At 61.0% G+C, this 24,909-nt stretch carries 19 protein-coding genes, 1 tRNA gene and 1 pseudogene; 6 read left to right on the top strand and 15 right to left on the bottom strand.

The window, feature by feature from the left end; genetic code table 11:
- Positions 1-167: 167 nt before the first annotated feature.
- A complete protein-coding gene (locus RB623_RS29335) occupies positions 168-881 on the bottom strand; it encodes an SIMPL domain-containing protein (RefSeq protein ID WP_308060722.1) in 714 nt (237 codons plus the stop codon).
- A gap of 622 nt (positions 882-1,503) precedes the next feature.
- Between RB623_RS29335 and RB623_RS29330 the strand changes: the two genes are divergently transcribed.
- A tRNA-Ile gene (locus tag RB623_RS29330) sits at positions 1,504-1,579 on the top strand.
- 158 nt (positions 1,580-1,737) lie between these two features.
- Here RB623_RS29330 and RB623_RS29325 read toward each other — a convergent pair.
- The 5 genes and pseudogenes from RB623_RS29325 to RB623_RS29305 form a co-directional block, all read right to left on the bottom strand.
- Positions 1,738-2,232 (bottom strand): annotated as a pseudogene (locus tag RB623_RS29325) (tyrosine-type recombinase/integrase); the annotation flags it as partial.
- Positions 2,233-2,810: 578 nt separating this feature from the next.
- The gene (locus RB623_RS29320) at positions 2,811-3,095 is read right to left on the bottom strand and encodes a hypothetical protein (RefSeq protein ID WP_308060721.1); all 285 of its coding nucleotides are present in this window, start codon (positions 3,093-3,095) and stop codon (positions 2,811-2,813) included.
- A gap of 414 nt (positions 3,096-3,509) precedes the next feature.
- Complete coding sequence (locus tag RB623_RS29315; protein ID WP_308060719.1) at positions 3,510-5,237, bottom strand: DUF5906 domain-containing protein; 1,728 nt, start codon at positions 5,235-5,237, stop codon at positions 3,510-3,512.
- Positions 5,237-5,833 carry a hypothetical protein gene (locus RB623_RS29310; protein ID WP_308060718.1) on the bottom strand — a complete coding sequence of 199 codons (597 nt, stop codon included), beginning with the start codon at positions 5,831-5,833 and terminating at the stop codon, positions 5,237-5,239. The genes RB623_RS29315 and RB623_RS29310 overlap by 1 nt, the downstream gene beginning before the upstream one ends.
- Positions 5,834-6,700: 867 nt before the next feature.
- Positions 6,701-7,372: a hypothetical protein gene (locus RB623_RS29305; protein ID WP_308060716.1), complete on the bottom strand. Its 672-nt coding sequence runs from the start codon at positions 7,370-7,372 to the stop codon at positions 6,701-6,703.
- 417 nt (positions 7,373-7,789) lie between these two features.
- Here RB623_RS29305 and RB623_RS29300 point away from each other — a divergent pair, with 417 nt between their 5' ends.
- On the top strand, positions 7,790-8,014 hold the full coding sequence (locus RB623_RS29300; protein ID WP_308060714.1) for a DUF6471 domain-containing protein: 225 nt from the start codon (positions 7,790-7,792) through the stop codon (positions 8,012-8,014).
- Between the two features lie 125 nt (positions 8,015-8,139).
- Here the strand turns inward: RB623_RS29300 and RB623_RS29295 are convergent, their stop codons facing one another.
- The 9 genes from RB623_RS29295 to RB623_RS29255 form a co-directional block, all read right to left on the bottom strand.
- Positions 8,140-8,658: a hypothetical protein gene (locus RB623_RS29295; protein WP_308060712.1), complete on the bottom strand. Its 519-nt coding sequence runs from the start codon at positions 8,656-8,658 to the stop codon at positions 8,140-8,142.
- 529 nt (positions 8,659-9,187) lie between these two features.
- Complete coding sequence (locus RB623_RS29290) at positions 9,188-9,430, bottom strand: HupE/UreJ family protein (RefSeq protein WP_308060710.1); 243 nt, start codon at positions 9,428-9,430, stop codon at positions 9,188-9,190.
- Positions 9,431-9,575: 145 nt separating this feature from the next.
- The gene (locus RB623_RS29285) at positions 9,576-11,945 is read right to left on the bottom strand and encodes an arylsulfatase (protein ID WP_308060708.1); all 2,370 of its coding nucleotides are present in this window, start codon (positions 11,943-11,945) and stop codon (positions 9,576-9,578) included.
- Between the two features lie 74 nt (positions 11,946-12,019).
- Positions 12,020-13,486 (bottom strand): DUF1254 domain-containing protein, encoded by a 1,467-nt coding sequence (locus RB623_RS29280; protein WP_308060707.1) that lies wholly within the window; start codon positions 13,484-13,486, stop codon positions 12,020-12,022.
- Positions 13,487-13,545: 59 nt separating this feature from the next.
- Positions 13,546-15,072, bottom strand: a complete 1,527-nt coding sequence (locus tag RB623_RS29275) for an arylsulfatase (RefSeq protein ID WP_308060706.1) — start codon at positions 15,070-15,072, stop codon at positions 13,546-13,548.
- A 119-nt stretch (positions 15,073-15,191) separates the two neighbouring features.
- Positions 15,192-17,576: an arylsulfatase gene (locus RB623_RS29270; protein ID WP_308060705.1), complete on the bottom strand. Its 2,385-nt coding sequence runs from the start codon at positions 17,574-17,576 to the stop codon at positions 15,192-15,194.
- A gap of 14 nt (positions 17,577-17,590) precedes the next feature.
- Positions 17,591-19,189, bottom strand: a complete 1,599-nt coding sequence (locus tag RB623_RS29265; protein WP_308060704.1) for an arylsulfatase — start codon at positions 19,187-19,189, stop codon at positions 17,591-17,593.
- Complete coding sequence (locus RB623_RS29260) at positions 19,186-20,118, bottom strand: formylglycine-generating enzyme family protein (RefSeq protein ID WP_308060724.1); 933 nt, start codon at positions 20,116-20,118, stop codon at positions 19,186-19,188. The genes RB623_RS29265 and RB623_RS29260 overlap by 4 nt, the downstream gene beginning before the upstream one ends.
- A 185-nt stretch (positions 20,119-20,303) precedes the next feature.
- Positions 20,304-21,149 carry a hypothetical protein gene (locus RB623_RS29255; protein ID WP_308060703.1) on the bottom strand — a complete coding sequence of 282 codons (846 nt, stop codon included), beginning with the start codon at positions 21,147-21,149 and terminating at the stop codon, positions 20,304-20,306.
- Between the two features lie 248 nt (positions 21,150-21,397).
- Between RB623_RS29255 and RB623_RS29250 the strand changes: the two genes are divergently transcribed.
- The 4 genes from RB623_RS29250 (at position 21,398) to RB623_RS29235 (ending at position 24,067) form a co-directional block, all read left to right on the top strand.
- The gene (locus RB623_RS29250; protein WP_308060702.1) at positions 21,398-22,117 is read left to right on the top strand and encodes a Crp/Fnr family transcriptional regulator; all 720 of its coding nucleotides are present in this window, start codon (positions 21,398-21,400) and stop codon (positions 22,115-22,117) included.
- Positions 22,118-22,193: 76 nt separating this feature from the next.
- Positions 22,194-22,439: a hypothetical protein gene (locus RB623_RS29245; RefSeq protein ID WP_308060701.1), complete on the top strand. Its 246-nt coding sequence runs from the start codon at positions 22,194-22,196 to the stop codon at positions 22,437-22,439.
- 359 nt (positions 22,440-22,798) lie between these two features.
- The gene (locus tag RB623_RS29240; RefSeq protein WP_308060700.1) at positions 22,799-23,737 is read left to right on the top strand and encodes a Hint domain-containing protein; all 939 of its coding nucleotides are present in this window, start codon (positions 22,799-22,801) and stop codon (positions 23,735-23,737) included.
- 111 nt (positions 23,738-23,848) lie between these two features.
- Complete coding sequence (locus RB623_RS29235) at positions 23,849-24,067, top strand: hypothetical protein (RefSeq protein ID WP_308060698.1); 219 nt, start codon at positions 23,849-23,851, stop codon at positions 24,065-24,067.
- Positions 24,068-24,909: the final 842 nt, after the last annotated feature.

Here is a 24,909-nt window from a genome sequence, read left to right as displayed (position 1 = left end):
GGACCAACTGATCCAACGTCACAATTTCGAGCGCGGTCTGTTCGGGGACGGGTCGCTTCAACATGACCCAGTGAATCAAAAACCCCCGGCTAATGCCAGGGGTTTGTCAGCAGTCTGAGGCCCGGGAGGGAAACCTTCCGGGCCTTCTGACGCCTCTGACACGTCGGCTATCTTAGCTCGAAGGTCACGGTGACCTGCACCTTGTAGGAATTCTCGCCGGTTTCGATCGGCACGCTCTCCGCGCCCGCGCGGTCGAAGGCCTTGGCGGTAATCGGCATGGGAGGGGCGGCATAGGTCTGGTCGGAAATCTCCAGCACACGCCCGAGATCGACGCCCGCCGCCTCGCTCAGCGTACGAGCCTTTTCCATGGCGTTTTTGACCGCCAGCTTGCGCGCTTCGGTCAGCGCCTTGGACGGATCTTCGTTGGCGAAGGAGACGCCGCCGCCCTGATTGACGCCGAGTTCCAAAGCCTTGTCGATTATCTCGCCGGTCTTGGCGAGATCGCGCACGCGGATGGAAAGCGTGTTGCTGACCTGATAGGCGACGAGTTCGCCCTCCTGGGTGCCGTCCGGCTTGCTGACATAATTGTAGCGCGGATTGATCTGCAGGCCGCCGGTCTGCAGATCGCGGTCGGCGACGCCGGCCGCCTTCACCGCAGCGATCACCGCGGCCATGGCGGCGTTGCTGGCGTCCATCGCCTCACGCGCGGTCTTGGCTTCGCGCATCACCGAAAGCGACAGCATGGCGAGATCCGGCGCGATGGCGCTCTCGCCCTCGCCGATGACGACGATGCGCGGCGGCTGGGCCTGCTGGGCAAGCGCGGCCGGCACCGGCGCGAGAAGGCACGCGGCGAGCGCCGGCGGCAGGAAGCGGGGCATCATGAAATTCTCTCCGTGGTTGTTGCCAAGTCGACTGTCTTATCGTTTTCCGGCCGACCTCGGCCGAGGTAAGCAGGGATTGTGGGTTGATTGCGGCGGGGCCAGTTGCCGCGGGCGACGTTAAATTACGTGCGGGGAGGGATGACCGAACTCAGACGGATATGCGCCTCGTTGGATCGAGGGTTCACCGCAACACCAGGTGGCGAGGTTCGATACAGGCTTGTGGGTTTTTGGACGCCCGCTCATGTCATAGGCAATAGGGTGGCGGGCCGGCGCCGCGCGACGCGGGATGGGCCAGGCGCGGCCGCGCTGGGACAAGAACGTCCGCGTGCCGCCGCGTTCGATGCTCTGTCGCCGGAAGCAGCGCCCGTGTCGCCGCGCCATGCGAGGGCGCATGACCTTGCGGGTTCCCCGGCAACCCGTCGACATCCGCTCCACAGAAACACGATCGCCGAACATGTCGATGGTTCCAGCCTCGCTACAACCGTCACCGCCCCCACCGGACGCTTGACGCAAATCCCGAGCGAATGTCGTAAATCCGCCGTGGACGGGTAACCCGGCCGCGCCATATGTCCCCCCGAGAGACTTGTGCGGTGGCGTGGAACCGACTAATCCAGCCTAGGTGGGGCCTGTAGCTCAATGGTCAGAGCCGGCGGCTCATAACCGCTTGGTTGGGGGTTCGAGTCCCTCCGGGCCCACCATTCCCAATTCTCGCCATTGTTTTTGTTGGTTTTTTCTGCGCATTTTGTCCCACGCCATCGTGGGCCTCAGAAAGTGGGACAATTTCGTTCTCGTTTCGGTCGAACACCAGAAGCGATCCAGCTGACTGCGCGACCTTCCGGCGACGCGCTTTCTTGATGTAGTGGTCAGGCTGTTGGTAATTTGTCCAGCCATAGATCGCCTTCAGCTGCTCGTGTGTGGCGCCATTCTCTGCGGCTACTGTGGCACCCGCCTTCCGGATGCCGTGGGCACTACACTGCGGCAGTCCCGCCTCATCGCACCATCGGCGCATCCGGTTTCCAAGGCCCTTCTCGGAGAACGGCTTGCCATACTCGGTGACCAGGAAGGTGAGCCGATCCGACGGAGTTTGAGCAAGTTCCGCTTCAAGCTCAGGGAGCAGTGGCAACTCGACAAAGACCCGTGCGGCGTGCACCCTGCTTTTCGACTTACCCGGGATGACCTTCAGCCACTTTTCCCAGGCGCCGGTTTCGCGGTTCTGGACCGACGTGATGTGCTGCTTGCCCAAGATCGCGGCGTCCGAGAGCCGCAAACCGGTATACATGAAGATCGCCAGCGCGAGACGTGCCGTTGTGCCGGGCGCATGACGGGCCTCGTACTGAACGATCTCCGACATCTCCCAGGTGTGGAAGCCGTCCTCGTTGCCGCTGGCTAGTCGTTTGACGCCGTTGGCCGGATTGACGTCGACGAACTCGGCATCTTTCGCCCATTCATAGAGGGCGCTGATGGCCTTGGTGATGTTGTTAGCGGCACCTGGTGACCCAATGCGGGTATCGCGAAGCTCCTTTACATGGACCCGCCTCAGGCCGGCAAACGGGAGATCGCCCTTGGTTGGAAATTCGCGATCAGGCGAACCCACGATGGGGTGAGGGAGGGAGCAAATCCGTTCAAGCATCGCCCGGCGCCTCGCCATTGTGTCGGCTGAGATCTCACCGCCTCCGCGTCTGACATACTCTTGGCAGAGCCAACGGAAGCTGCCCGCCTTCGAGCTTTTCCCCTGCGGGGATGACAGCCTAGGCGACTGAGCGCCAGGTCCGTATGGAATGCCCTCTCGCGCGCAGCGAACCTCTTCGTGAAACTCTGCTGTGCCAGGCTTCTGATGCAAACGGACCTTTGATCGGCCCGGCGCACGAAAGTACAGCCTGACGTTTCCGTGCCTGTCGGTATCCTCAACCACACCTTTCAGGCTGAATTTCATTGAAAAACTCGGTGCGACTGCGTCCCGCGATCCCAAGGGTTACTGTTTGAAGTCTTCGTGTCAACAGCGCCATGACGATGCGGGAGCCGACGGAAAGCCTGACGCATCTCCTCAACGTCCCAAACGTATCGCTCTCGGCTCGGCATACGCGGCTGCGGCATCCGTCCGTCAACGACCATCACATCGAACGTGGTGGTGCCAACGCCGATTAATGCTGCGGCCTGCTCGCGGTTGACCCCAAAGGGCTCCAAGTTGTCGGGCAAGGTGCTGGCGCGTTTCATGTTAGTCCTACTCGTATGAGTCACTTCGTCGCAGCATGTCCACTGAGACGCAGCGAAAGAGGTCTACGGCGCAGAAGACAAACCATCCAGGGTGGTTGTTTGGTCTCTCAAATGTGGTGGAGGGGCAGCCAGAATGGGAGGCGCAAAGCGCCAAGGTGTATGGGGTATCGGTCGATTACTCGGAAGACATCACCGGGCCAGACTGCATCACCGCTACAGTGCTACAGCGTCGAAATTTCCAGCTGAATGTCGAAAGCGGATGAGGTCTCAGACATCTTTCCCGACTTCCAAAATCATCCAAGAAAAATCTGCTGTAGCACTGTAGCACTGTAGCAAGTCCGACCCCCCGCCTCGATGCCAAAGATCGCCAGGGGCGGTCGACGACCGCCCCTGGCTCCAAATCGGTGACATTCGCTACTCCTCTGGCATAGTAGCAGCGGCAATCGCAGCCCGTTCACGCATCGACGTCTGGTACCGCCGGATTTCTTCCGGGGTGGCTTCGAGCCACTTGTCGACGTTCCGCCACGCCCAGAACCGACATTGCTTTAGGTCAATGCGGACAGCATTGGGCAGGCTCCTGGCACCGATAGCCCTGAGCCCCTGCATTACCTGGTAATTGCTCGGCAACTTCCTCAGGCGACCGTTGATGGCGTCGCGGACATCTTCGACCGTCACCAGATCGATCCAGAAAGGCAGCGCTTCCTCACCCGCCATGGAGACGATCTCCTGGGTCACGATCGGGCGAGAGCGATCAATCAGGTCCCGCTTGGCCTCCGTCATGGGCGGATGGGCGCCGGGCTTGAACGACGACAGGTCGCGGTTCATCAGGAAGTGGAGGAACGTTCCTGCTTCGGTGCTGAGAGCTGCATGGAGGCGAGTGTAGTACTCAGGGGGCTGCGGTTGCATCGGCGAGGTGTAGAAGGCGAACCGACGGTCGCCGTCTTCGAGCTTGATGGGATTGTCGTGGTTCGTGGCGCCGATGAAAAAGTCGGGCGTGCGGGCGTCATAGAGCGGGATGTTCTTTTCTTCCACCCTCACCCACCGATCCGTGAGCCACGGCTTCAGCCGGTTGTACGTCTCAAGTTGCTCGAAAGTCTTGAACTCCTCGACCACCACTGCCTGCACATTGGCCATTCCGGCCGTCCAACGCGAGCCAAGCTGGTCACTCTCAACCACCTGAAAGTTCTCGTCTCCCAGCAGCATGCCCAAGAGCTTGAAGAACAGGCTCTTTCCCGTGCCCTGCGTGCTGTGGAGCAAGACCATATGACTGATCTTCACACCAGGCTTCTGGAAGAGAAACGAGACGCAGTTCAGCAAATGGTCCCGGAATGCCATATCGGGGATCAGCTTTTCCAGGTGATCCAGGATGGTGGAACAGTCCCCTTGCACCGGAACGATGGGCGAAGGCTTCCACGTGTTGATCACAGAGCATCCGCTCTCGTCCTGACCGAACCGCTCCCGAGATCCAGGCTGATATGCGATGGTATCGACCTTCCTAGTCAGCTTGGAGGAAGACAGGAGATAGTGAGGTGTATCTTCCCCCGTGAGATGCCGGTGCTTGTCGTTGAACGATTGGAACGGCACAGATGCGCCGGTTGCCAGTTCGAGATAGTGACGCCGGTCGGTGATGAAGACATTCTCCCGCATCAGGCCGATGGCATTGGCCGGCCTAAATCCGAGCGATACGGGAGACCCGATCTTCCCCCGGAAAACGCAGGCGGCGCAGTGCTCGGACCCCAACTCCTCTTCGATATTCGAGCACGTACGCGGGCCAGCTGCTGCAACGGCGTGCTCGAGCTTTTCCTGCGTCTCGGTCTCGTCGTAACGCGGATCAACCTTCGAGATCTCGTGGAAGAGCTTGGTGCCATCACGGCACCGACCGACGATGCCTGCAAGCGCGTACCAGGTTGGTTCCGGCATGCGACTGTTCATCGCCTCGGCCTCGGCCCAGGCGCATCCAGCCTCGATGGCAGCAAAAGACGGCTCCGTTTCGTTAGCCGAAGCCGGCTGTCCGTCAGCAGAAGGGTTGCGCTTGTTCCGTCCGGTCGGTGTAGACGCCGCAGCCAGCTTCTTCAGGTCGTCGAGCTTCTCCGATACCCACTGCTCGATCTCTGCGATGTTGTGAAGGGGTTTCGTTTCCATCAAATCATCTCCACGCGCTTCGGCGGATTGGTCTTGTGGTTGAAGGTGCCAGGCCAGCGCAGGACACGTGCAAGGTCGGCGGTGTTGTCGAGCTTCCAGCCTCTCAACGCTTTGCCCTGATCGATGATGGCCCGCTGGAACTGCCTGAGGCCAGTCGCAGTTTTCGCCCTGGTGTCCGGATCGCGAAGATCCAGCGCGTTTTCCATCACGTAGTATGTGTGGATGCCATTGCCGGAGTTGATCACGACGGAAGGGCGCGCGAGGCCGATCTCGTCCATGAAGGTGTAAACGTCTTCGACCGACCCTGGCAGTTCGGTCTTGGCGTGCGCCTCATTGCCCGGCTGCTTAACATCCCAGTCCATGAAGAACCCAGGCAAATGGGAGACGTCATTTGCCGATCCACGGCCACGCTGGGGCGGTTGAGCGAGCAAGCCGACGCCGAAGTAGACATCTTCGATGAGAGCCTGCTCGTGGAGATAGCGTTCAGCCCGATCGGCTTGGGAGGTGTGGAAGAACTGGACCTTATTGTTCTTGGTCCAGGTGGAGATGTAGGCGTCTGGCTTGGAGGGCCAGAGCTTGTTGAAGAAGGAGGGCATGTGCAGTGTTCCTGTTTAAGGGGCGGTCGATAGTCTGACCGTGCCCCCTAGATTGGAAACCACCCTCGGTGATGCCACGCAAAATATGCAAAAAGAGCTGCTATTTTTGCACAGATGATGTCAACAGTCAGAGATATTGACTGACGTATCGGCTGAACTGGGAGGGGTGTGGGGGTTCTATTCCTTCCTCTCGAAGGCACTTCCGGACGCGGTCGTACAGTGCACTTTCGCTCCCGTTCCAGTCCTGTGCCAAGTTTTGAGCAAGTCTACGAATATAATTCCAGTCGTGCTTAGGTGGTCGGCCTCGCGGTTTGGCTAAATTTATCAGCTTTTTGACATCCGAAAGATCAATCTGAACATTGATGTAGATACTGAGATTTGATATCTCTTCACTCTCTGCATATTCAGAATTGGCATATATTCGATTATCGGCAACATCAATAATAGAGTTTTGTACATATTCGCGATTTATTTCGGAAGGTTTTGCGTGATACCTAGCCGCGGCTACATCGGGGTGATACTCACCTTGCAGCGAGGCCTTGTGCGTCTCTAAGAGACGACGCACAGACTCCTCGCCGAGAACGTCCGCGAGATGACTAAGGAGCGCCCATTCGCGCTTTTTGGCAGAGCCCATGCCGCAGGTTAATGCAACCGCAGCTCACGAAGCGCAAGTTTGATCGTCGCCGAAGCCTATATGTTGCGGATGGTGGATCGGCGGCATGGCTCACGGAAGGCGATAGGTGTCCCATAGACTAATAGGTATCACTTTCCGCTACCCGCGAACTGGCAAAGTGTGTGATATATCAGTCGCTGCCTTCCGCCTTACGGACTGTCTCTGCAGGCTGCTAAGCCAATCCACAGGGAGCATTACGAGTTAAACCCAGGAAATTTCTTCAACTCCTGCTTGGCATATGCACTGTAGGCTCGTTGCTCCTCATCTACGATAGCCTTGATCTTCGCCTCATCACCGATCGACACGATGTCGATCGCGTTGACCCGCTTCCACGTGTAGCCGATAACGAGGTCGGCCCTACCAATCACGTCGAACTTGGTGCTCAGCGCGTCAGCGACTTCCGCAATCAGGGCTTTCACCCCAAACACCAGCGCCTTGGCGACAGGGTTGTGATGGTGCAGCACTCGATCCACGAGTGTTCGGTACCCCTCGACCCAAATGACTTGCGCCGGCGGCTGATCGCCATAGTAGGCGGGCGGATGCAATGCCACACGCAGATTAAAATCCTCCGTGCATTCGACGCCGCGCGTTCCGCCCCACCAGGTCACCTCCAGATTTCCACGGACGTTGATCCGAGCGTCCAAGAAAATCCGGGGTTTGCGGTTCTCGCTGACAGCCAATTCGCTGGCGACATCAGCCGTGAGCAGATGCTGAAACACTCTGTCCTGCAGCCAGAACTCGAGCCGGTCGCTCCAATCGAGCCGACTACCATATGGCTCGAAGCGATTGGCTTTGTATGCGAGGCGCTTACGCGCGATAGCCAGGTAATCGGCACTAGTCAGGGAAGGGTCGTATTTCCAGTTCAAGCGGGTCTCCGTACGGTGAAAACGGTAGGTGCGCCTCCCCGCGGGGGGAGGCGCAAGTGGAAAAACCTTGTGTTAGTGCTTACCTTCAGACACGGGATGTGAGGCTTGAGCCCCCGACCGCTCGTAGCGCTGCATCAGATGGTCGTAGACTTCTGGGACGGGGCAGCCATTCCGCTTCATGTGACCGACTGCGTCTGCGACGGCATCGACGGTCTTCTGGAGCGTGGGCATGTTGCTATCCTCGTAGTGAAGATCCAATTCACTGCTAAGTTCGAGGACGAGGTTGTAGAGGACGCGTGCGGTGTAGTGGTCAAGAGTCATAGAGTGCCTTTCATCGTAGGTGATGTCTTTAGCATTATCTACGATGCCTTTTTTGCTCCTGCAAGGGCTGCTTAGATAAATTTTTTGGAGAGCTGAATGAAGTTGCCGGAAGAGTGGACCGCGGAGGCGAGCCGCATCCTCAAGAGCGAACTCAAGCGGAGAGGCGTGAAGTACAGCGAGTTAACGGATCGCTTGGCCCAGATCGGTGTCCACGAGAACGAGCGGAACGTCCGCAACAAGGTTTCGCGCGGCAGCTTTTCGGCGGTCTTCCTTCTGCAGTGTCTTCGGGCGATTGGGTCCGAGCAATTGCGGTTGGACTAGGAGTCAGAGATCCAATCGTGGCTGCATGGATATGCCAGATCGCGTGAACAGCCCTACAGGGCGTGACGCTTTCGCTGCATAGTTTGTGACCTGTGTTGCCGATGTCGTTTCTTCCCCCGCCGGCGTCACAATGACCTCGTAGTTCGCCCGCATCTCGCGATAGCGCTCTTCGGCAATCCTGCGCCGTTTTCCGGCCTGCCAGTCGCGCAGCGCGACATCGCGGATCTCGTCCACTTCCGGATCGCCGGCTGGGTCCCGTTCAGGAACTCCATCTTCTGCTGCATCCGGCGGCGATAGACGGTGTCGTCGCGGTCGAGACCCATCTTGGTTCCTTCGCGATAGAATATTCCCTCCTTCACGAAGGCCTCGACCAATCCGTTCAGTTCCTCGGGATTCGGCGCGCGCTGCCAGGTTAGCGAGAACGTCCCGAAAAGCTGGGCGATGCGACCCGGACCCACCTCGATCATCTGCCTGTCGGCTTCCGATGGTGATCGGTCGACGGCGGTGTAGCCGAACAGGGCAATGCCGATGACCAGGAATTGTACCAGGGGCTCGGCAAGGAAACGGCGCAGGAAACTCATGCCGGGGACCCTACGCTTATCAAATCGAATGGCAGAACCAGAATGTCGCTGGCTGCGATCCACGATCCGGCAGCCCGGGTAGCGATCTTCTGCCAGGGCCGGTCGAGCCAGGCGGTGAGCCCACCGACATAGACGTGGCGCCGAGGGCCGTACCGCCAGCGCCAGCCAACCTGTTGTTCGGGAATCCCGTCGGGCCTGGAATCGAGTCCTATCAGGAGACCTGCTGCCACCGCCAGGAGCGTCGGCAGGATTGTCCTCCCGAACTGCGGGGCCAGCGCGACTGCAAGCCCTGCGGCAAGCGCTGTCGCCAGAATTGGCCACTGTGGCATGGGCAGCTGGATCATGGACTTCGAGACAAGCGCCAGCGCGATTGCCGCTGCGAGTACGGGCAGCGCATGGCGACTCCCGCGCGGCGCGCGCTGGCCGACGATCAGTCCGAGTGCCGTAAGCCCGAGCAAGTGAGCCGGCACCAAGGATGGGGTGAAGAAAACCGTTGTAGAACACGCCGATGCCCTTGATCGGACTATGCGCGCTGCGGCTGGGCCAGCCAGCCCCGTCACAAGGATCGCGAGCGCCAGTACGACCCGCCGTGTCATGCGTATCCCGTCAGGAAGGCCAATCCCGCCACCGCGATGGCGCCGCCAATTGCGCGGACCGCGACCTTGCCGGCCTCCCATTTCGTCGCCAGCCCCAGGGTAATGCCGGCCAGACGCAGGAGGCCGGTGCCAACGAGGAAGCCGACCGCATAGGCCAGCGCGTCGGCCGCCGCCGGCAGCTCCGTGCCATGGGCACGCCCGCGGAAGATTGCGAAGGCGCCGACGATGACGGCTGCCATCCATCTCGAGCAAACATCATAGTCTCCTCTCCATCAATGACGCGCGTCTGCACGTTGCCGCTTTCACCCCGTGCTGGATTGTGCAGGATGGGCGTGTACCACCACGAGTAGCAGGACACGCCACTCTCTTCGTTGCGCTTGGCGTTTACTGCGTCACCTTCACCTGCTCGATCTTGCCGTCGAAAGCGAACGGGCGCTTGTCTTCATAGGCAAGCGAAACGGTCGAACCCAGGTCGACGCCGATGTCGAAGGATTCGGTCGCCGTGAAGGCGACTGGCACGGTGCGCTTCACCGTCGCACGCGCGGCCTCGGCGCCATCGACGCTGATGACCACCTCGGCCGGACCGGCGGGCTTCTCGATCTTCGTGTCGATGACGATCCGGTGCTTGCCGGCCGCGAGCTTCTCCGTTTGCGCCTTGTAGTTTTCGATGATCATCATGTTGTATTCGTAGACGAGGTGGCCATCCTCCATGTAGACGCTGAGCCCGCCGCCCGAGCCGCCCACGGCATAGAGAACGCCGCTGGCGTTTTCACCGAACTCGGCATCGATCGTCACTTGCGTGCTTTGCCGGCCGACGCCCGGCGCCGTGAACTCGGGCATGCGGCGGTTGTTGGGTCCGAAGGTCCATTCGTTATAGACCGTCGTCACCCGATCTTTCGGATGCAGCCTCAGCCAGTTGCCGGCGCCGATCGGGAAATCCTGGCGGTTCTCGGCGACTTCAAGGAACAGCTTCTTCATCGCTTCGAGCTTGTCGGGGTTCTGCCTGGCGAGGTCCTTCGCCTGCGAAAAGTCCGAAGTCAGATCATAGAGTTCCCACTCATCGGCAGCCGAGTCCCATGTCGCCAGCCGCTTCGACGACCCAGGCGTGTCCCACGGGATGAATGGCCCCTTCGCCGCTGCGTACCAACCATTGTCGTAGATGCCGCGGCTGCCGTTGTTGTCGAAGAACTGGATGTCCTTCGCGCCCTTTGCCGCAGCGTCATCGAACGTGTAGGCGAGGCTGACCCCGTCGATGGGCATCTGCTCGTAGCCGTTCACCACCTTTGGCGCGGGAATGTCGAGGATGTCGTAGATCGTCGGCGCGATGTCGATGACATGATGGAATTGGCCACGCATCTTGCCGTCGTGCTTGATCCTGCCCGGCCAAGACACAACCATCGGGTTGCGCGTTCCGCCGAAGTAGGCCGCCATCAACTTGGTGCCCTTGAACGGCGTGCTGCCGGCCCAGGCCCAACCTGCATGGTACATGTTGTCGGTCCGCGACGTGCCTAGCGCCTTGAGCCCGCCGATCCCGTCGAGCGCTGTAAGCTGCTGCTCAAGGGTATTGGGGATGTTGTTCTGGGCCAGCAGTTCGCTGATCGAGCCCTGCTGACCTTCCGCGCTCGAGCCATTGTCGCCGAAGACGTAGAAGATAAGCGTGTTGTCCTTCAGCCCCCGCGCGTCGATGCCGTCGACCAGCCGGCCGACCTCGGTGTCGGTATGCTCGACGAAACCGGCGTAAAGCTCCATCAGCCGCTCCTGGAACGGCCGCTGTTCGGCGGGAATGCTGTCCCACGATGCCATCGTCTCGTCGCGGGATGTCAATTCGGTGCCGGGCGGAATGACGCCCATGTCGAGCTGGCGCTTGTAGACGCGCTCGCGATAGGCGTCCCAGCCGTCGGTGAACTTGCCTTTGTACTTGTCCGCCCATTCGGGAAAGATGTGGTGCGGGCCGTGCACGCCGCCCGGCGCCCAATACATCAGGAACGGCTTGTTGGGATCGTAGGCGCGATAATCGTCGAGCCAGTTGAGCGCCTTGTCGACCAGGTCCGACGTCAGATGGTATTTCGGGTCGTCGTGCGGCGGCTCGACGGCGTCATAGTTCTCCGTGAGGCGTGGCTCCCATTGAGAGGTTTCGCCGCCGAGGAAGCCGTAGAAATATTCGAAGCCGTAGCCGTTCGGCCAGCGATCCTTCGGCCCGATCGCCGTGGTCTCGGTGGCTGGCGTGTTGTGCCACTTGCCGAAAGCTGCGGTGTGATAGCCGTAGTTCTTGAGCACTTCGGCGACAGTCGCCGCCGTCTTGGGCATGATGCCGGTGTAGCCGTCGAAGGCCACCGCCCGCTCCGCGATCGTGCCGTTGCCGACGCGCGTGTGGTCGCGTCCGGTAATCAGCGAAGCGCGCGTCGGCGAACAGATCGAGGTGGTGTGGAACCGGTTGTAGCTCACGCCCTCCTCGGCCAGCCTCGTCAACGTCGGCGTATGCACCTCGCCGCCAAAAGTCTCCGAGATTCCGAAGCCGACGTCATCGAGCAGGACGATCAGGATGTTCGGCGCGCCGTCTGGCAGTCGTTGTGGCTCCTGCGGCCACGCCATGGTCGAATCCTGCAGACGCGCCGCCGCCTTGCCGGCCATCGGAACCGGCGGAAAGGGCAAAACGGAGCCGTCGTCCGGGACGGATTGGGAATGTGCCGGAGCGGCCAGGACGACCGCCGACGCCAGCAGGATCGTCGTGCTTCGCAAGGTGCGCGGCGACATCCGTCCTAGCGGGGACCTCAATCGAAATGACATTTCAGCCTCCTTCGTACTCTACGATCGATTTCCATCGACATCTATTGCGTTACCTTCACCGTCGGCGGCGCCCAGGTTCCGTTGGCCAGTCCATCGTCCGGCCCGTAGAGGCGCAGATTGAGATAGAAGCCGCCTTCGGGCGCCGGCAGCCAGTTGGCCTTCTGCGCGGGGTCGGTGGGCTCGTCGTGCTGGACATAGAGCGTCAGTGAGCCGTCATCGGCGGTCACGATGCCGGGCGTGTGGTCGCCGATCGAATAGCGCTTGATCGGGTTCTCGACGAAGGATCCGTCGGAAAGGTGGTACATCGACAGCGACCAGAAGTCGTTTACGTTCGGCTGCTGACCCTTCTCGAAGCGCATCGTGTACTTCTTGCCGCCGTCGAAAGGCTCACCCTTGTCGTCGATGCGTCCGTCCATGTAGATCGCTTCCTCGGAAGCGTTGCCGCCGGTGTACCACTTGGCCCAGGCGGCGCGGAACAAATAGTCGGTGCCCATGATCCCGGACTTCGGGTTCCAGCGCCAGTTGTTGACGGCGACGCCGACGGTCTGGGCGTTGACGTCCATCACGTGCAGCGCGAACTGGTAGGCCTTGGAAAGCCCGGCGATCTCCTCCTCCGACAGGCTCTTGTAGTCGAATTCCGTATTGTCGTTGCGGAAGCCGATGTAGGCGAGGCTGTCTGCGACCACGGCGTCCTGCACCGGCTTGGGTGGCGTGTGCTTCATCGACCGCGCCAGCTTGTAATAGAACTCCAGGCCGTCGGGCAGGTCGGCTGGCTTCTCATAGGCGACGCGCTGCTCGGAAAAGGCCATATCCGGCGGCACCTGCTCCTCCGATTTCCCGAACTGGCTGAGCGGGGTCAGCCTCAACTTGTCCTGAATCGCGCGGGCATTCCCAACGTCATCAGGACCGTTGACGCCGATGCGGCCCCAGATGGCGAAGTTGTTGTATTCGCTATCGATGCGCTTCACGCCTTCCGGAAGCTCGCCCTTCCAATCCGGACCGACGAGCGCATAGTCGCCGGCGCCCCGCCCGGTGACGCGCGAGCCGACATGGCCGAAAGTATCGCCGTTCACGTCCCAGAGCTGCATGACGTAGTAGCGGTCCGGATCGACCTCCGGCACTGACAGGACCAGCGGCTCGCGGCTCACATCGACGAAGGCCTGAGCGTAGAGCGTGTCGTTGTTGGGTGTGGCGATCTGCTTGAACTCCGGACCGCGAAGGTCTCGCACCAGGCCGAACTGGTTCACCTGGGCGCGCGGGTTGCCGGTCTTCTCTTCGGCATCAGGCGGCGTGCGGCCCCGCATCAGATCCTCGAAGAACACGGCGGGGTAGCCCCACATGACGGCATTCACGCCGAGATAGAAGGCCTGCGCCTCCAGCCCCGACATGGTGCCGAGTTCGGGCGGCGGCGTGCGCTTGTCCGCCGCCGTCGCGACGGTGTTCGGAGCAACGCACGCCAGAGTTGCCGCAATCAGGCCGGCGGCAAAGGCGGTCAACGCAATATTCATGGCAACTCGCTCCTTGGACGGCCTGCAGAGGCGTACGCCCCCGGCTTCGCAGCACTCCGTCAGTTCGCCTGCTGCAGCTTCAGGATCTGCGATTGCACGCCTTCGATGGTCTTGCCGACGTCGGCGCTCATGCCAAGTTGTCGGATCGGGAATTCCTGGAACGTCGCCAGATGCTGGCCGGCGATGTTGACCATCGGCGTCAGCGCCCAGGTCTTGTGTTCCGACAGCTGTCTGTTGACGTCGCCATCCTGGCGCTCGAACGGATCCATGCGCAGGTTGGTGATCATCGGGCGGCCGTAGCTCAGCAACGGCGTATCCCATTTGCCGCCTTCCTTCGCCGAGAACGTGACCTTGTAGTAGTCGTAGCGGATCGCGGTGAGCACCGTCTCGTCGTAGTAGAAGACGAACTTGCGGTTCGAATTCTGCTGTTCGCCGCGGAAGAAGGCTCCCTGGTCGAAGCCGTCGAGGTGAACCTTGTAGTCCTTGCCGTTGAACGACGCGCCCTTTGCCAGGTTTGGAGCGAGGTCGGCGACGCCGGCAGCTGCGGCGAGCGTCGGCATGAGGTCCGTCAAGTCGACGATTTCGGACGAGACACGCCGCCCCGGCGCGCCCGGCCACCTGATCGCGAAGGGAACCCGCACGCCGCCTTCCCAGGTCGTGCCCTTGTCGCCACGGAACGGAGTCGTTCCACCTTCGGGCCACATGTACTGGTAGGCGCCGTTGTCGGTCGTGAAGACGACGATCGTGTTTTTTGACAGGCCCGTGCTGTCGAGCTCGGCCAGCAGCCGGCCGACGTGATCGTCAAGCTCGGCGAGCCCATCGCCGTAGATGTCTTGGCTTCCCGCTCGGGAAACGCCCTTACGCCCGTCCTTCAGGTGAAGGAAGACATGCATGCGCGTCGGGTTGTGCCAGAGAAAGAAGGGCTTTGCGTCTTTCGCCCTTTCCCCGAGATACTTGATCGACCTGTCGAGCGCCTCCTCGTCGAAGGTCTCCATGCGCTTAGTGGTCAGCGGTCCCTCGTCGTTCACCTTGCCGCCCGCGGTGCATGAAACGACGCCGCGCGGATCGTACTTGGAACGAAATTCAGGGTTTTCCGGACGATCGGGATCTTCGAGGTCCTCGTTCGCGTTCAAGTGGTAGAGATTGCCGAAATACTCGTCGAAGCCGTGATTGCAGGGCAGGTGCTCGTCGAGATCGCCCAGGTGGTTCTTGCCGAACTGCGCCGTCGAATAGCCAACCGACTTGAGCACCTCGGCGATCGTTATGTCCTCAGGCTGCAAACCGGCCGGCGAGCCGGGTGTGCCGACCGTTGTCATCCCCGTGCGAACCGGGAGCTGGCCGGTCAGGAACGCTGCGCGACCGGCCGTGCAACTCGGCTGCGCGTAGAACGACGTCAGCCGAAGCCCCTCCTCGGCGATCCGGTCGATGTTGGGGGTCTGCACACCCATGATGTCCCCCCCATAAGACGAGACGTTCATCCAGCCAACATCGTCGGCCATGATCACTAGGATGTTTGGCTTGGCTTGTTCCTGGGCGTGCGCTGGCAACGCCAGCCCGCCTGCCAGAATGGCTGCGGCCGCAAGCATGGAGTACTTCAGGGACCCTAACGTTCCGATTTTCATGTCCAACCCTCGCTTCAACTCTTCATGGCCAGGCGCAACTCACCCCGGCTACTGCGACACCTTCACCACTTCGATCCTGCCGCCTACTCGACCTCCACCGTCACCTTGTCGATCGTGCCGGAGAATGCGAAAGGCGCATGCTCCTCGTACCTCGTGCTGACGACCGCTCCGAGGTCCATGCCGATGTCGAGCGTCTCGGTGGCGGAGAACCGAGCTGGCACCACCTTGGCCACGTCGCCCGTCGCCACCTGCCTGCCGTCCACGCTCAGCGTCGCCGGACCACCGGTCACTTCCTTGAACTTCTCGAACGGCTTCTGCTCGTAGACGAGTTCGATCGTGTGCCGGCCCGGCGGCAAGGCCTCCGTGCCGGCAACGCGATAGCTTTCCTGTCCGAAGAACTTGTATTCGTAGACCGGTACGCCGTCTTCGAGATAGAGCGAGTAACCGCCCGAAGAGCCGCCCGTGGCGATGATGACGCCGCTGGCGCCGCCGTCCGGCACATCGACCGTCGCCGTGATCTTGTGCGAGCGCTGGTAGATCGGAGGCGCATTGCCTTCAGGAATCCGGACTGTTCCGGCCGCATACTCGAATTTGGTCCGCCCCTTGGTAAAGGACGGGCGGGCGGGATTGACGCCCCGCTCCGCAAACCGGTCATCCAGAGGATAGACATTGTATTTCCCGGCTTCCTCGTCGAAAAGTTTCTGCAGTTCGGCGAGCTTTTCCGGGTTCTTCGTAGCAACGTCGTGAGCCTGAGAAAAGTCCTCGTCGGTGTTGTAGAGCTGCCAGGTATCGTTGTCGAAACCGATCGATCCCGTGAGCGCCCAGGGCACGCCGTGGAACGAGGCAGCAACCCAGCCGTCATTGTAGATCGCCCGATGGCCGCCAGTTTCGAAATACTGGGTATGGCGTGTGCCGGCTGCCTTGGCGTCATCGAAGCTGTACTCCATGCTCAGTCCGGCCATCGGCACCTGCTTGGTGCCGTTAACTTCCGTCGGCTCCTTGAGTTTTGCCGCCTCCAGAATTGTCGGCGCGATATCGATGACGTGGTGGAACTGCGTGCGCAATCCGCTCTTGTCCTTGATTCGCGCAGGCCATGAAACGATCATGCCGTTTCTGGTGCCGCCGAAATGGGACGGCACGCGTTTCATCCATTGGAAGGGCGACGAGCCCGCCCAGGCCCAGCCGACCGGATAGTGGTTCTCGTGGAGAGGACCACCGATCTCATCGAGCTTGGGCAACTGGTTCGCAACCGTGTCAGGCACGCCATTCTGGGTCATCATATTGTTGAGCGTGCCAGTCAGACTGCCCTCCGGACTCGGCCCGTTGTCGCCGGCGACAAGAATGACCATCGTGTTCTCGGCGTCCGGCAGCGCGCGGATAGCATCGATCAGGCGACCAATCTCATGATCGGTTTGCGCGAGGAAGCCCGCGAAGACCTCCTGATGGCGGGCGTAAACCTTCCTGGCATCGGCATCGAGCGTATCCCAGGCGGCAATCTCGGTGGGACGCGGCGTGAGATCGGTATTCTCCGGGACTACACCGAGTTTCTTCTGCCGCGCCAGTGTTTCCTCTCGCACCTTGTCCCAGCCCTGGTCGAACTGTCCCTTGAATTTGTCGATCCAGTCCTTGCCGACATGCAGCGGCGCATGGACGGCGCCTGGCGCGAAATAGACGAAATACGGCTTGTCCGGCGCCACCGACTGCTGCCGGTTGATCCAGCCGACGGCGTCGTCGACCAGGTCGACGTTCAGATTGTAGCCCTGTTCAGGCCGTTTCGAAGGCTCCGCAGGAACAGTGCCGCGGAAGAGTTGCGGCTCCCATTGGCTGGTCTCGCCGCCCTGGAAGCCGTACCAATATTCGAAACCCAGGCCGGTCGGCCAATGGTCGAACGGTCCGATCGGAGTGGTTTCCCAGTCCGGCGTGTTATGCCATTTGCCAAAGGCAGCGGTCGAATAGCCGTTGTCCTTGAGGATTTCCGCGATGGTGGCGGTGCTGCGCGGCCAAAGGCTGTTGTAGCCGGGATAGCCGGTCGAAAGCTCTGTGATCGTGCCGGTCGCGACCTGGTGGTGATTGCGGCCGGTCAGCAGTGCCGCCCGCGTCGGCGAGCAAATCGCCGTGGTGTGAAAGCGGGTGTAGCGCAGACCCTCCTGCGCGAGAGCATCCATCGCCGGGGTCGGCACTGGTCCGCCGAAGGTGCCGGGCTGGCCGAAGCCGAGGTCGTCGAGCAGGATCAGGACGACATTCGGCGCCCCCTCAGGCGGTTTGACCGGCTGCGGATAATCCTGCTTCGACCCTTCGAATGTCTTGTCGATCGTGCCCTTGAAGGGGGCCGGCGGGATCGGCAGCACCGACCCGTCATCGGGCGTAGCGGTTTGGGCGTGCGCCGGACTGACCAGGGCGAGCGCGGCCGCCAGGAACAGGGACGAACTGCACCAGAGGCCGAGCGCACGTCTGTGACGTATATTCATCGCGGAATCCTCGCCTATTGACCGAGGCCGATATTCTTCGGCGGATATTTCTTGAAGGTCGCCGCGTGGCCCTTCAACTCCGCGGCCATCGAGGCGAGCCAAGCGTTCATGCGGTGGCCGACCGGATATTCCTCCTTCGGGTCGATGTAGAGATTGAACAACCACGGAGCCAAGCCGACATCGCTCGCCGTGGTCATGTCGATGTTCAGCCACTGCGCCTTGTGTTCGACGACCCTGACGTGGATCTTGTACTCATACATGCGCATGGCCATCAGGTCCTGCTCGTTCCAGATGTAGACTTTCTCGCGGTTGGACCGGCCGTCATCGGCGAGCAGGAACGAGGTCTGGTCGAGACCGTCGATGTAGCGGTCGGTCGGGATCTTGTCGGCGATGCCGGCGAGATTGAGCGACGTGTTGAAGAGGTCCATCAGGTCGAAGAGTTCATCACTCTCCCGGCCGGCGGCGATCGTCCCCTTCCAGTAGGCGACGCCGGGAACGCGCACGCCGCCTTCCCATGCCGAACCTTTCGCGCCGCGGAACGGCGTATAGCCCCCGTCCGGCCAGGCATCGAGCTGCGGCCCGTTGTCGGAGGTCACGAAGATAAAGGTGTTCTCCAGTTCGCCGGACTCGTCGAGCGCCTTGACGATGTCGCCGATGATGGCGTCGACCTCGACCACTGCATCCTTGTAGGGGTATTTGCTGGCGCTCTTTCCCTCGAACTCCTTCGACGCGAAATTATCGGCATGCACCTTCATGAAGGAGTGCTCGAGGAAGAAGGGGGCGTCTCCCGCAGCCAGTTCCTTGATCTTCTTGACGCTGAACTCTTTCAACCGCTGGTCCGCCTCGGCCATGTCGGCGGTGCTTTCGATCCTGCTCACTTCGGTGGTCTCCCCGCCCTTGAAGCCGTGGATCAGGGAACGACTGTCGCCGGCCTTGCGCAGCATCTCCAGCCGCTCGGGGTTGAGCACGAGATCGGGGTAGCGCTCCTTGTAGACACCCTGCGTGATCTCCTTCTGGGCTGCGTAGTAGCCGTAATATTCGTCGAAGCCGATGTCCTGCGGACGCATGCCCTCGGCTTCGCCTACATGCCACTTGCCCGACAGAACCGTCGCATAGCCGGCTTCGCCTAGCAGCTTCGGCAGCGAAATTTCCTCGGCCCAAGGATTCACGGTGATCTTGTCGCCCTTGAGGATCGGGCGCGTCAGTCCGGTGCGCACCGGAAGGCGGCCGGTCAGGATCGCCGAGCGCGTCGGCGTGCAGGTAGCCTGAGAATAGGTCGATGTCAGCTTCAGCCCTTCGTGCGCGAGCCGGTCCATGTTGGGTGTCGCCGCGCCGATTGCCGCGCCGCCGCCATAGGCGCCTGGGTCGCCGTAACCCATGTCGTCGATCAGGAACCAGACGATGTTCGGCCTCTGTCCGCTCTTGGTGCGCAGCGCGTCGAGCTTCGCCTGAGCAGCCGCCTGCTGGTCGGGGTGAACGAGCGCCGGCTCCATGCTCTCGCTGGTGCGCGTTGCCTTGGAAAGGACCGACTGCGCCATGGTATCGTCAGGGGCTGCAAGGAGCAGGGCGCCACAGAGCGCAAGCGCGCTCGTCGTTCCTGTCGGGGCTTTCATGATCCTCTCCCGTTTGATTGATTGCGAACCACACAGCGGAAGCCGATATGCGTGGTGGAGGTGTCGACCGCCTGCGCGTGGCGCGCCGCGGGCCGGTAGCGCTGGCAATAGTTGGGCGCGCAGAGATGCGAGCCGCCTTTCAGGACGCGGCGCGGAATCCGTATGTGCGGCTGGCAGGGATCGAAGCTTTTGCTAGGGTCGGTGCGGAAAGGATTGTGTGGAATGCAGCAGGCCTTGGCGGCATCCGCCTCGTGCTTGGGCGCATAGAAATCGACCGTCCACTCCCAGACATTGCCGATCATGTCGGAAAGCCCGTAGCCGTTGGGCGGAAAGAAGCCGACCGGCGAGGTTCGCTCGAAGCCGTCGAGCTTCGTATTCACGTTGGGAAAGAGGCCGTGCCAGGTGTTGGCCATCGGTCTGCCGTCGGGCATGAACGCGTCGCCCCAGGCATACTCCGCACCGTCGACCCCGCCGCGCGCGGCGAATTCCCACTCGGCCTCCGTGGGCAGTTCCTTGCCGGCCCATTCCGCGTAGGCTTTTGCATCGTCGAAGGCGACGTGCACCACGGGATGATCAAAGAGGCCGCGCAGCGAAGAGCCCGGTCCGTATGGGTGGCGCCAGTCGGCGCCGAGGCGGAATTCCCACCACTGGCTCCAGTCCTCAGTTCCGACCGCGAGGTCGGGCGGCACGAAGACCAGCGAGCCCGGGTGAAGCAGGTGCGCTTGGGCGCCCGGATAGTCCTTCGGGTAGGGCGCGCGCTCGGCAAACGTCACATGGCCCGTTGCCCTGACGAAGTCGCGAAACTGGCGATTGGTCACCGGAGTTCGGTCCATCCAGAAGGGATCGATCGTGACGGTGTGGACGGGCGCCTCCTCCGGATAGAAACGGTCCGAGCCCATCCTAAAAGTCCCGCCGGGAATGCAGACCATATCGCGCGTCACGTTGGCGTCGCGTCCCGCGGCCGTCGAATCGGTCCGCGGTTGCGGGATGAGCGCGCCAGCCTGGTTCATGCGGTCGAACCCTGGATCAAATGGGGGCTGGGCACCGGTTATTCACTCCCTCTTTTTATTTCCTTACTCCACACCCGACGCTTCGTGCTTGTGCTCAGGCGTTCCTACTTTGTCGAGAACAGGAACTTGACCGAAGCGCGCACCGTGTCGGCGGCGACCGGAGCATCGTCGTAGAAATCATGCTCGTACTGCACGTTGAACTGTACGGGCTGCGCGCCGAACTTGTGCAGTTTGGAAAGTGATATTCCCAAAGGCAGATTGGTGAACTCGCTGGCGTCCCAGTCATAGATGATATTCATTTCCGAGGTCCCGACGGACCAGCCGCCGCCAAGCTGATAGTTCAGGATGGGCTGAATGTTGCTGATGTTCACATCGGCCTGGCCAAGCGCCTGGTTGCCGCCGATGTGGAACAGGTTCTGATTGAAGATGCCTGCAAGGAGCCCAGGCGCTGGTCGCGCCACGAACCCGAACGCCGGACCGAGCGCCCACTGGTCGGCGCCGCCGTCACTGCCGCCGGTCGGCAAGAGCGCTACCGCCCCGACGCCCCAGCGCCCCCAGGATTCATCGAAGGTCACGAGGTCGAAGACCGTGATGTCCGACAGGCCGGTGTCGAGCACGGGATGGTCGGTGATGAACGGCACCGTTATGCGGAAGATGTGATTGAGGCTTCCGGTCTGGAACGGGATCGCCGAGCGCAGGACCACCGTGTTGTCGTCCACGCCAGACAGATTGTGATAGTTGAAGCCATACCAGTCGGAGATTTGCACCGACATCAGCGATGCGGTCGGGTCGTTGGCTGCCTGGTCGAGCGACTGTCCGCCACCGGCGTTTTCCTGCGCCAGGCCGGGCTGGGCGAACAGCAGCGACGCCACGATCGCAAGCCCGTGCATGCCCCGTTGGCCACGTCCCAAAAGGCAGAGCGCACCAGGCGCGACAGCCGACGACTTCATGAGATGCGGCCCCTCCTCGCTCACCCACTGCCGTCAAGAACGATAACACCTATTTCGACGTCGTTTGCCCAGCCGTGGGCAATCTAGCTCGAATTTAGATGGCAGATTGAATAAGGAGTGTTGGTCGAAATCGACGGCGGCTTCTCTCGTTAGACCGAACCGTTATTCTCCGATTGAGCCGATCGAAAACTTGGAATGAGCAATTGCGAACGCGCCAGACCTCGACAGTCGGGAAGAGAAGCAGCGCCATGCCGAACGGATCAGAGAAGGATTTCCTGCGGGGTACCGACTGGCTCAAAATGGCGCCAACGTCGTTCCAGGATGCCGTGCTGGCAAGAGGTAACTTCACGACCTTGCCCGCCGGCAAGGTTCTTTACGACGTAGGAGACCCTCCAGGTCCCATGATGTGTGTCGTATCCGGGCACGCCGCGGTGTCCACGGCGACGGGCGAAGGAATACCCAGGCTGTCGCATATCCTGCGGCCCGGCGACTGGTTCGGAGTGGCCGCCATACTTGTCCGCGAACCGCGGCGCGTACGCGTAGTGGCACAAGTGTCGCTTCAGATGTTCATCCTGCCGCTCCGCGAAATCGATGCCGTCATCAACGACTCCTCCAACAGGAACGATGCCTGGCGTTGCTTCGCACGCCTGATCCTCATGAACCAGGATGTCGCCGTAGGCGTGGCGCGTGACCTGATGGTTCGAGACTCGAAAGTCCGCTGCTTCGCAGTCCTGCTCAGGCTTGGAGGATATCGGTCGGGCAGAGGCATGCTGGAGGAACAGCCTGAGGTTGACCTCGCGCAGGAAGAGTTGGCGCGTCTCGCCAATCTTTCGAGAAACGCCGTCGGGACCGTACTTCACGAGCTCGAGCGGGCGAACGTCATCGAGATCGCCTATAAACGACTGAAGATCATCAAACCGGCAGTGCTCATCGAGCGCGTGAAAGCGTATGAGCGCGACCATAGCTGAGGCGGCAGTGGATGCCGCGTCCGAGGTCTCGGCATTGTGCCCTCTTTCGATCGCGCGAACCGGAGGTTGAAGAGCAATGCTCCCCTTCCTGACCCTTCTCGCCAAGCCGTTCCTCGGCAGACTGCCTGTGCCGGAGGCCGCCAAGAAAAAGGTCGCGGCGATGAACAGCCTGCTGACCGGCGGCTTCGGCGAGTCCTGGCTGCCGGTGGCCCGCCACCAGACGACGCTGCCGACCGCATGGCCTTTCAGGCTTCGGCCACCGACGACCATCTGCCGCTCAGGCTGCATTTCGACGAGATCCCCAACGTCAAGGAAGGCATAGGCTTCCGAATTTGATAGAGGTGTCCGAAAAACCCTGAAAGGAGAACAATGAAGAAAGAATTATGGAAATAGTTGCGGCGGAATAGAGAAGACTTTGATGGATTTTGAGTTAAAATGGCGTCGATATCTAAAGGGTATCGTTTGGCGCGTGGGTGTTTTGTTGTTGCATCTCTCTGTTTACCCCTCAACAAAAAGAAACATTTGACGATCTGCGTAAGTCTGCGTAAATTTTTATGAGGCGGACATCATATTTATGTGCGGGCAATTCGCAACGCGGCTACGCCGCAGTGTTATCAAGCTTGAGCGGGACACAACCGGGCGGCATTTTCAGATCGCCGCCTGACAACGAGGAAAACGTCAATGGCAGTCTATAATACAAGTTTTTTCTATGAGCTGGACCAGAATGGCAACAGCACCAATGGCCATGTCGACGCACAAGTTGCGAATGGTGCGGCCAACGCCACCGAAGTAGTTGACGACGGGACAAATACAATCTCGGTCGGCGAAGAATTTACGGTGGCTTTCTCGGACTCAGGCACAGATGCCCAATACGGCGGCACTTATACATACGTTGGGCACGCCTCGCCGTTTTCCGGGTTCATCGCGGAGGATACCAACGGTGAGTTCTTCCTGTTTTCCAACGACGACAGCATCGCTGTCGGCACGAACCTGACCGGCTTCGTTGCCGAGGATATTCCCCTCTGCTTCCTTGCCGGCACGATGATCGGCTGCCCTGGAGGCGAGCGCGCCGTCGAGACGCTATCCATCGGCGATCCGGTGTTGACGCAGGACGGCCGAGCGGTGCCGGTCAAATGGCTCGGCCGCCAAACGCTTTCGACCTTCTTCGGCATTCCCGCCGGGCGGCGGCCGGTCTGCATTTCCGCCGGCGCGCTCGGGGGAAACCTGCCTTCCCGCGACCTCCGCCTTACCTCGACGCACGCGCTGCTTATCGATGGCGTGCTGGTGCATGCCGGCGCGCTGGTCAACGGCACGACCATCAAGCATATCCCGACGGACGAACTTGGCGAGCGCTTCGTCGTCTACCACATCGAGACGGAGAACCATGAGATCGTGCTGGCGGAGGGCGCGGCGGCCGAGACCTTCATCGACAACGTTTCGCGCGAGCGCTTCGACAACTATGCGGAATATCAAGCGCTCTACGGCGAAGCGCCCCCAGCGATGGAGGAGCTGCGGCAGCCACGAGCGATGAGCCATCGGCAGGTTCCGGCATCGATCCGTGCCCGCATCGCCCGAGGCGGCGGCAGCGCATACTTGTCGAGGCAGTCCGCTCGATGGTAGTGGGGCTGACCGTCAGCAACTGGCGCAGCCGGTCCGTGGCTCGCTGGGCGACGACCCGTTCGGCCGCGCAGCGCGCCTTATACCTCTCGGGCGCGTCGGGCGTTTGAGCCGATGCGTTCCGTGCCGATGTCGAACGTGTCGCCATCGATGACGACAGGCGTAGCCTTCACGGCCACGAAGTTGGCCTCGGCGGCGATGGGCATGGATAGCGCCATCGCCACGGGCAGCGCCGAAATGCGAAATTTCAAGATTTGCCCCAGCGAAACGGCCTATCAAAAAGTGATGTCGCTTATCCGCAATACCGATACCACTTTTGAGGATGCTGCATGAAGCCAGGGCACCAAGCCATGCACCACCGGCCCAACACGATACGGCTCCCGGGAATGATGCATACCGCATAGAGACCGTGCTCGGCATCGACCGTGGAGACGTTATCCACACTCCGAAACAAGGACGTGCCAGGTCGATCCGGGAGGCGAACGAGGAGAAGCTTCGACGACTGGAAGCGCCTCCAGCCGGCGTGACCGATGACAAGGTCGTGAAGTGAATAGGCTTCCATAATGAGCAGCCGATTCGCACAACGGCAACAGATTTGAAGGTCACCTGGCAACGCGCGGTTCGAGTCAGGGAAGGGGAAATAGGCATTGTAGCTGGACGGAAGCACGCCACTGACGGAGACTCTATCGCTGGCGATTTTCTGCCTGGAAGTGGCGGAGGGTCACCTCGCCGGCGTCCGCGAAGACGCGCCGTCTCGTCCGCGATGCTGTGATTCACAACCTCGGAATTGTTACTGCGGTTACGGACAAGAACGCCTTGATAAGAGAGGGCCTAAACAACGTCTGCATGTCCCGGTCCCGGCTCCAGACCTGCCAGTCCGCAATGCGACCCGTGGATGCCGCTCATGTCGGACACTTCAGGCCGAGCATTAGTACCGGCCACGCCGATGGCCCGGTCCAGAACTTCTGGGCGAAAGTCATCAGATGGATGAACGACTATGATAGCAGCCCCAAATCTCAAAAAATAACCGGAGCGTGTGCGCGCCCATAGGGCACGCTAGCTGTGGGCTTTCAGAAGGTTGTCCATTCGGACCTGACCGAGGAGACTGGAGTTACCACGCTTCAGATTCGTCGGAGGGTCCGAATGAACATTCATAAGAATGCCCGTCTCACGCC

The sequence above is a fragment of the Mesorhizobium sp. LHD-90 genome (assembly GCF_030929505.1).
Lineage (GTDB): Bacteria > Pseudomonadota > Alphaproteobacteria > Rhizobiales > Rhizobiaceae > Kumtagia.
This window is presented reverse-complemented; position numbering and strand designations above follow the sequence as displayed.

What these genes read in the sequence shown, in the direction of transcription:
- RB623_RS29335 (WP_308060722.1), bottom strand. Translation starts at nt 881, where the DNA reads ATGATGCCCCGCTTCCTGCCGCCGGCGCTCGCCGCGTGCCTTCTCGCG.
- RB623_RS29320 (WP_308060721.1), bottom strand. Translation starts at nt 3,095, where the DNA reads ATGAAACGCGCCAGCACCTTGCCCGACAACTTGGAGCCCTTTGGGGTC.
- RB623_RS29315 (WP_308060719.1), bottom strand. Translation starts at nt 5,237, where the DNA reads ATGGAAACGAAACCCCTTCACAACATCGCAGAGATCGAGCAGTGGGTA.
- RB623_RS29310 (WP_308060718.1), bottom strand. Translation starts at nt 5,833, where the DNA reads ATGCCCTCCTTCTTCAACAAGCTCTGGCCCTCCAAGCCAGACGCCTAC.
- RB623_RS29300 (WP_308060714.1), top strand. Translation starts at nt 7,790, where the DNA reads ATGAAGTTGCCGGAAGAGTGGACCGCGGAGGCGAGCCGCATCCTCAAG.
- RB623_RS29290 (WP_308060710.1), bottom strand. Translation starts at nt 9,430, where the DNA reads ATGGCAGCCGTCATCGTCGGCGCCTTCGCAATCTTCCGCGGGCGTGCC.
- RB623_RS29285 (WP_308060708.1), bottom strand. Translation starts at nt 11,945, where the DNA reads ATGTCGCCGCGCACCTTGCGAAGCACGACGATCCTGCTGGCGTCGGCG.
- RB623_RS29280 (WP_308060707.1), bottom strand. Translation starts at nt 13,486, where the DNA reads ATGAATATTGCGTTGACCGCCTTTGCCGCCGGCCTGATTGCGGCAACT.
- RB623_RS29275 (WP_308060706.1), bottom strand. Translation starts at nt 15,072, where the DNA reads ATGCTTGCGGCCGCAGCCATTCTGGCAGGCGGGCTGGCGTTGCCAGCG.
- RB623_RS29270 (WP_308060705.1), bottom strand. Translation starts at nt 17,576, where the DNA reads ATGAATATACGTCACAGACGTGCGCTCGGCCTCTGGTGCAGTTCGTCC.
- RB623_RS29265 (WP_308060704.1), bottom strand. Translation starts at nt 19,189, where the DNA reads ATGAAAGCCCCGACAGGAACGACGAGCGCGCTTGCGCTCTGTGGCGCC.
- RB623_RS29260 (WP_308060724.1), bottom strand. Translation starts at nt 20,118, where the DNA reads ATGGTCTGCATTCCCGGCGGGACTTTTAGGATGGGCTCGGACCGTTTC.
- RB623_RS29255 (WP_308060703.1), bottom strand. Translation starts at nt 21,149, where the DNA reads ATGAAGTCGTCGGCTGTCGCGCCTGGTGCGCTCTGCCTTTTGGGACGT.
- RB623_RS29250 (WP_308060702.1), top strand. Translation starts at nt 21,398, where the DNA reads ATGCCGAACGGATCAGAGAAGGATTTCCTGCGGGGTACCGACTGGCTC.
- RB623_RS29245 (WP_308060701.1), top strand. Translation starts at nt 22,194, where the DNA reads ATGCTCCCCTTCCTGACCCTTCTCGCCAAGCCGTTCCTCGGCAGACTG.
- RB623_RS29240 (WP_308060700.1), top strand. Translation starts at nt 22,799, where the DNA reads ATGGCAGTCTATAATACAAGTTTTTTCTATGAGCTGGACCAGAATGGC.
- RB623_RS29235 (WP_308060698.1), top strand. Translation starts at nt 23,849, where the DNA reads ATGCGTTCCGTGCCGATGTCGAACGTGTCGCCATCGATGACGACAGGC.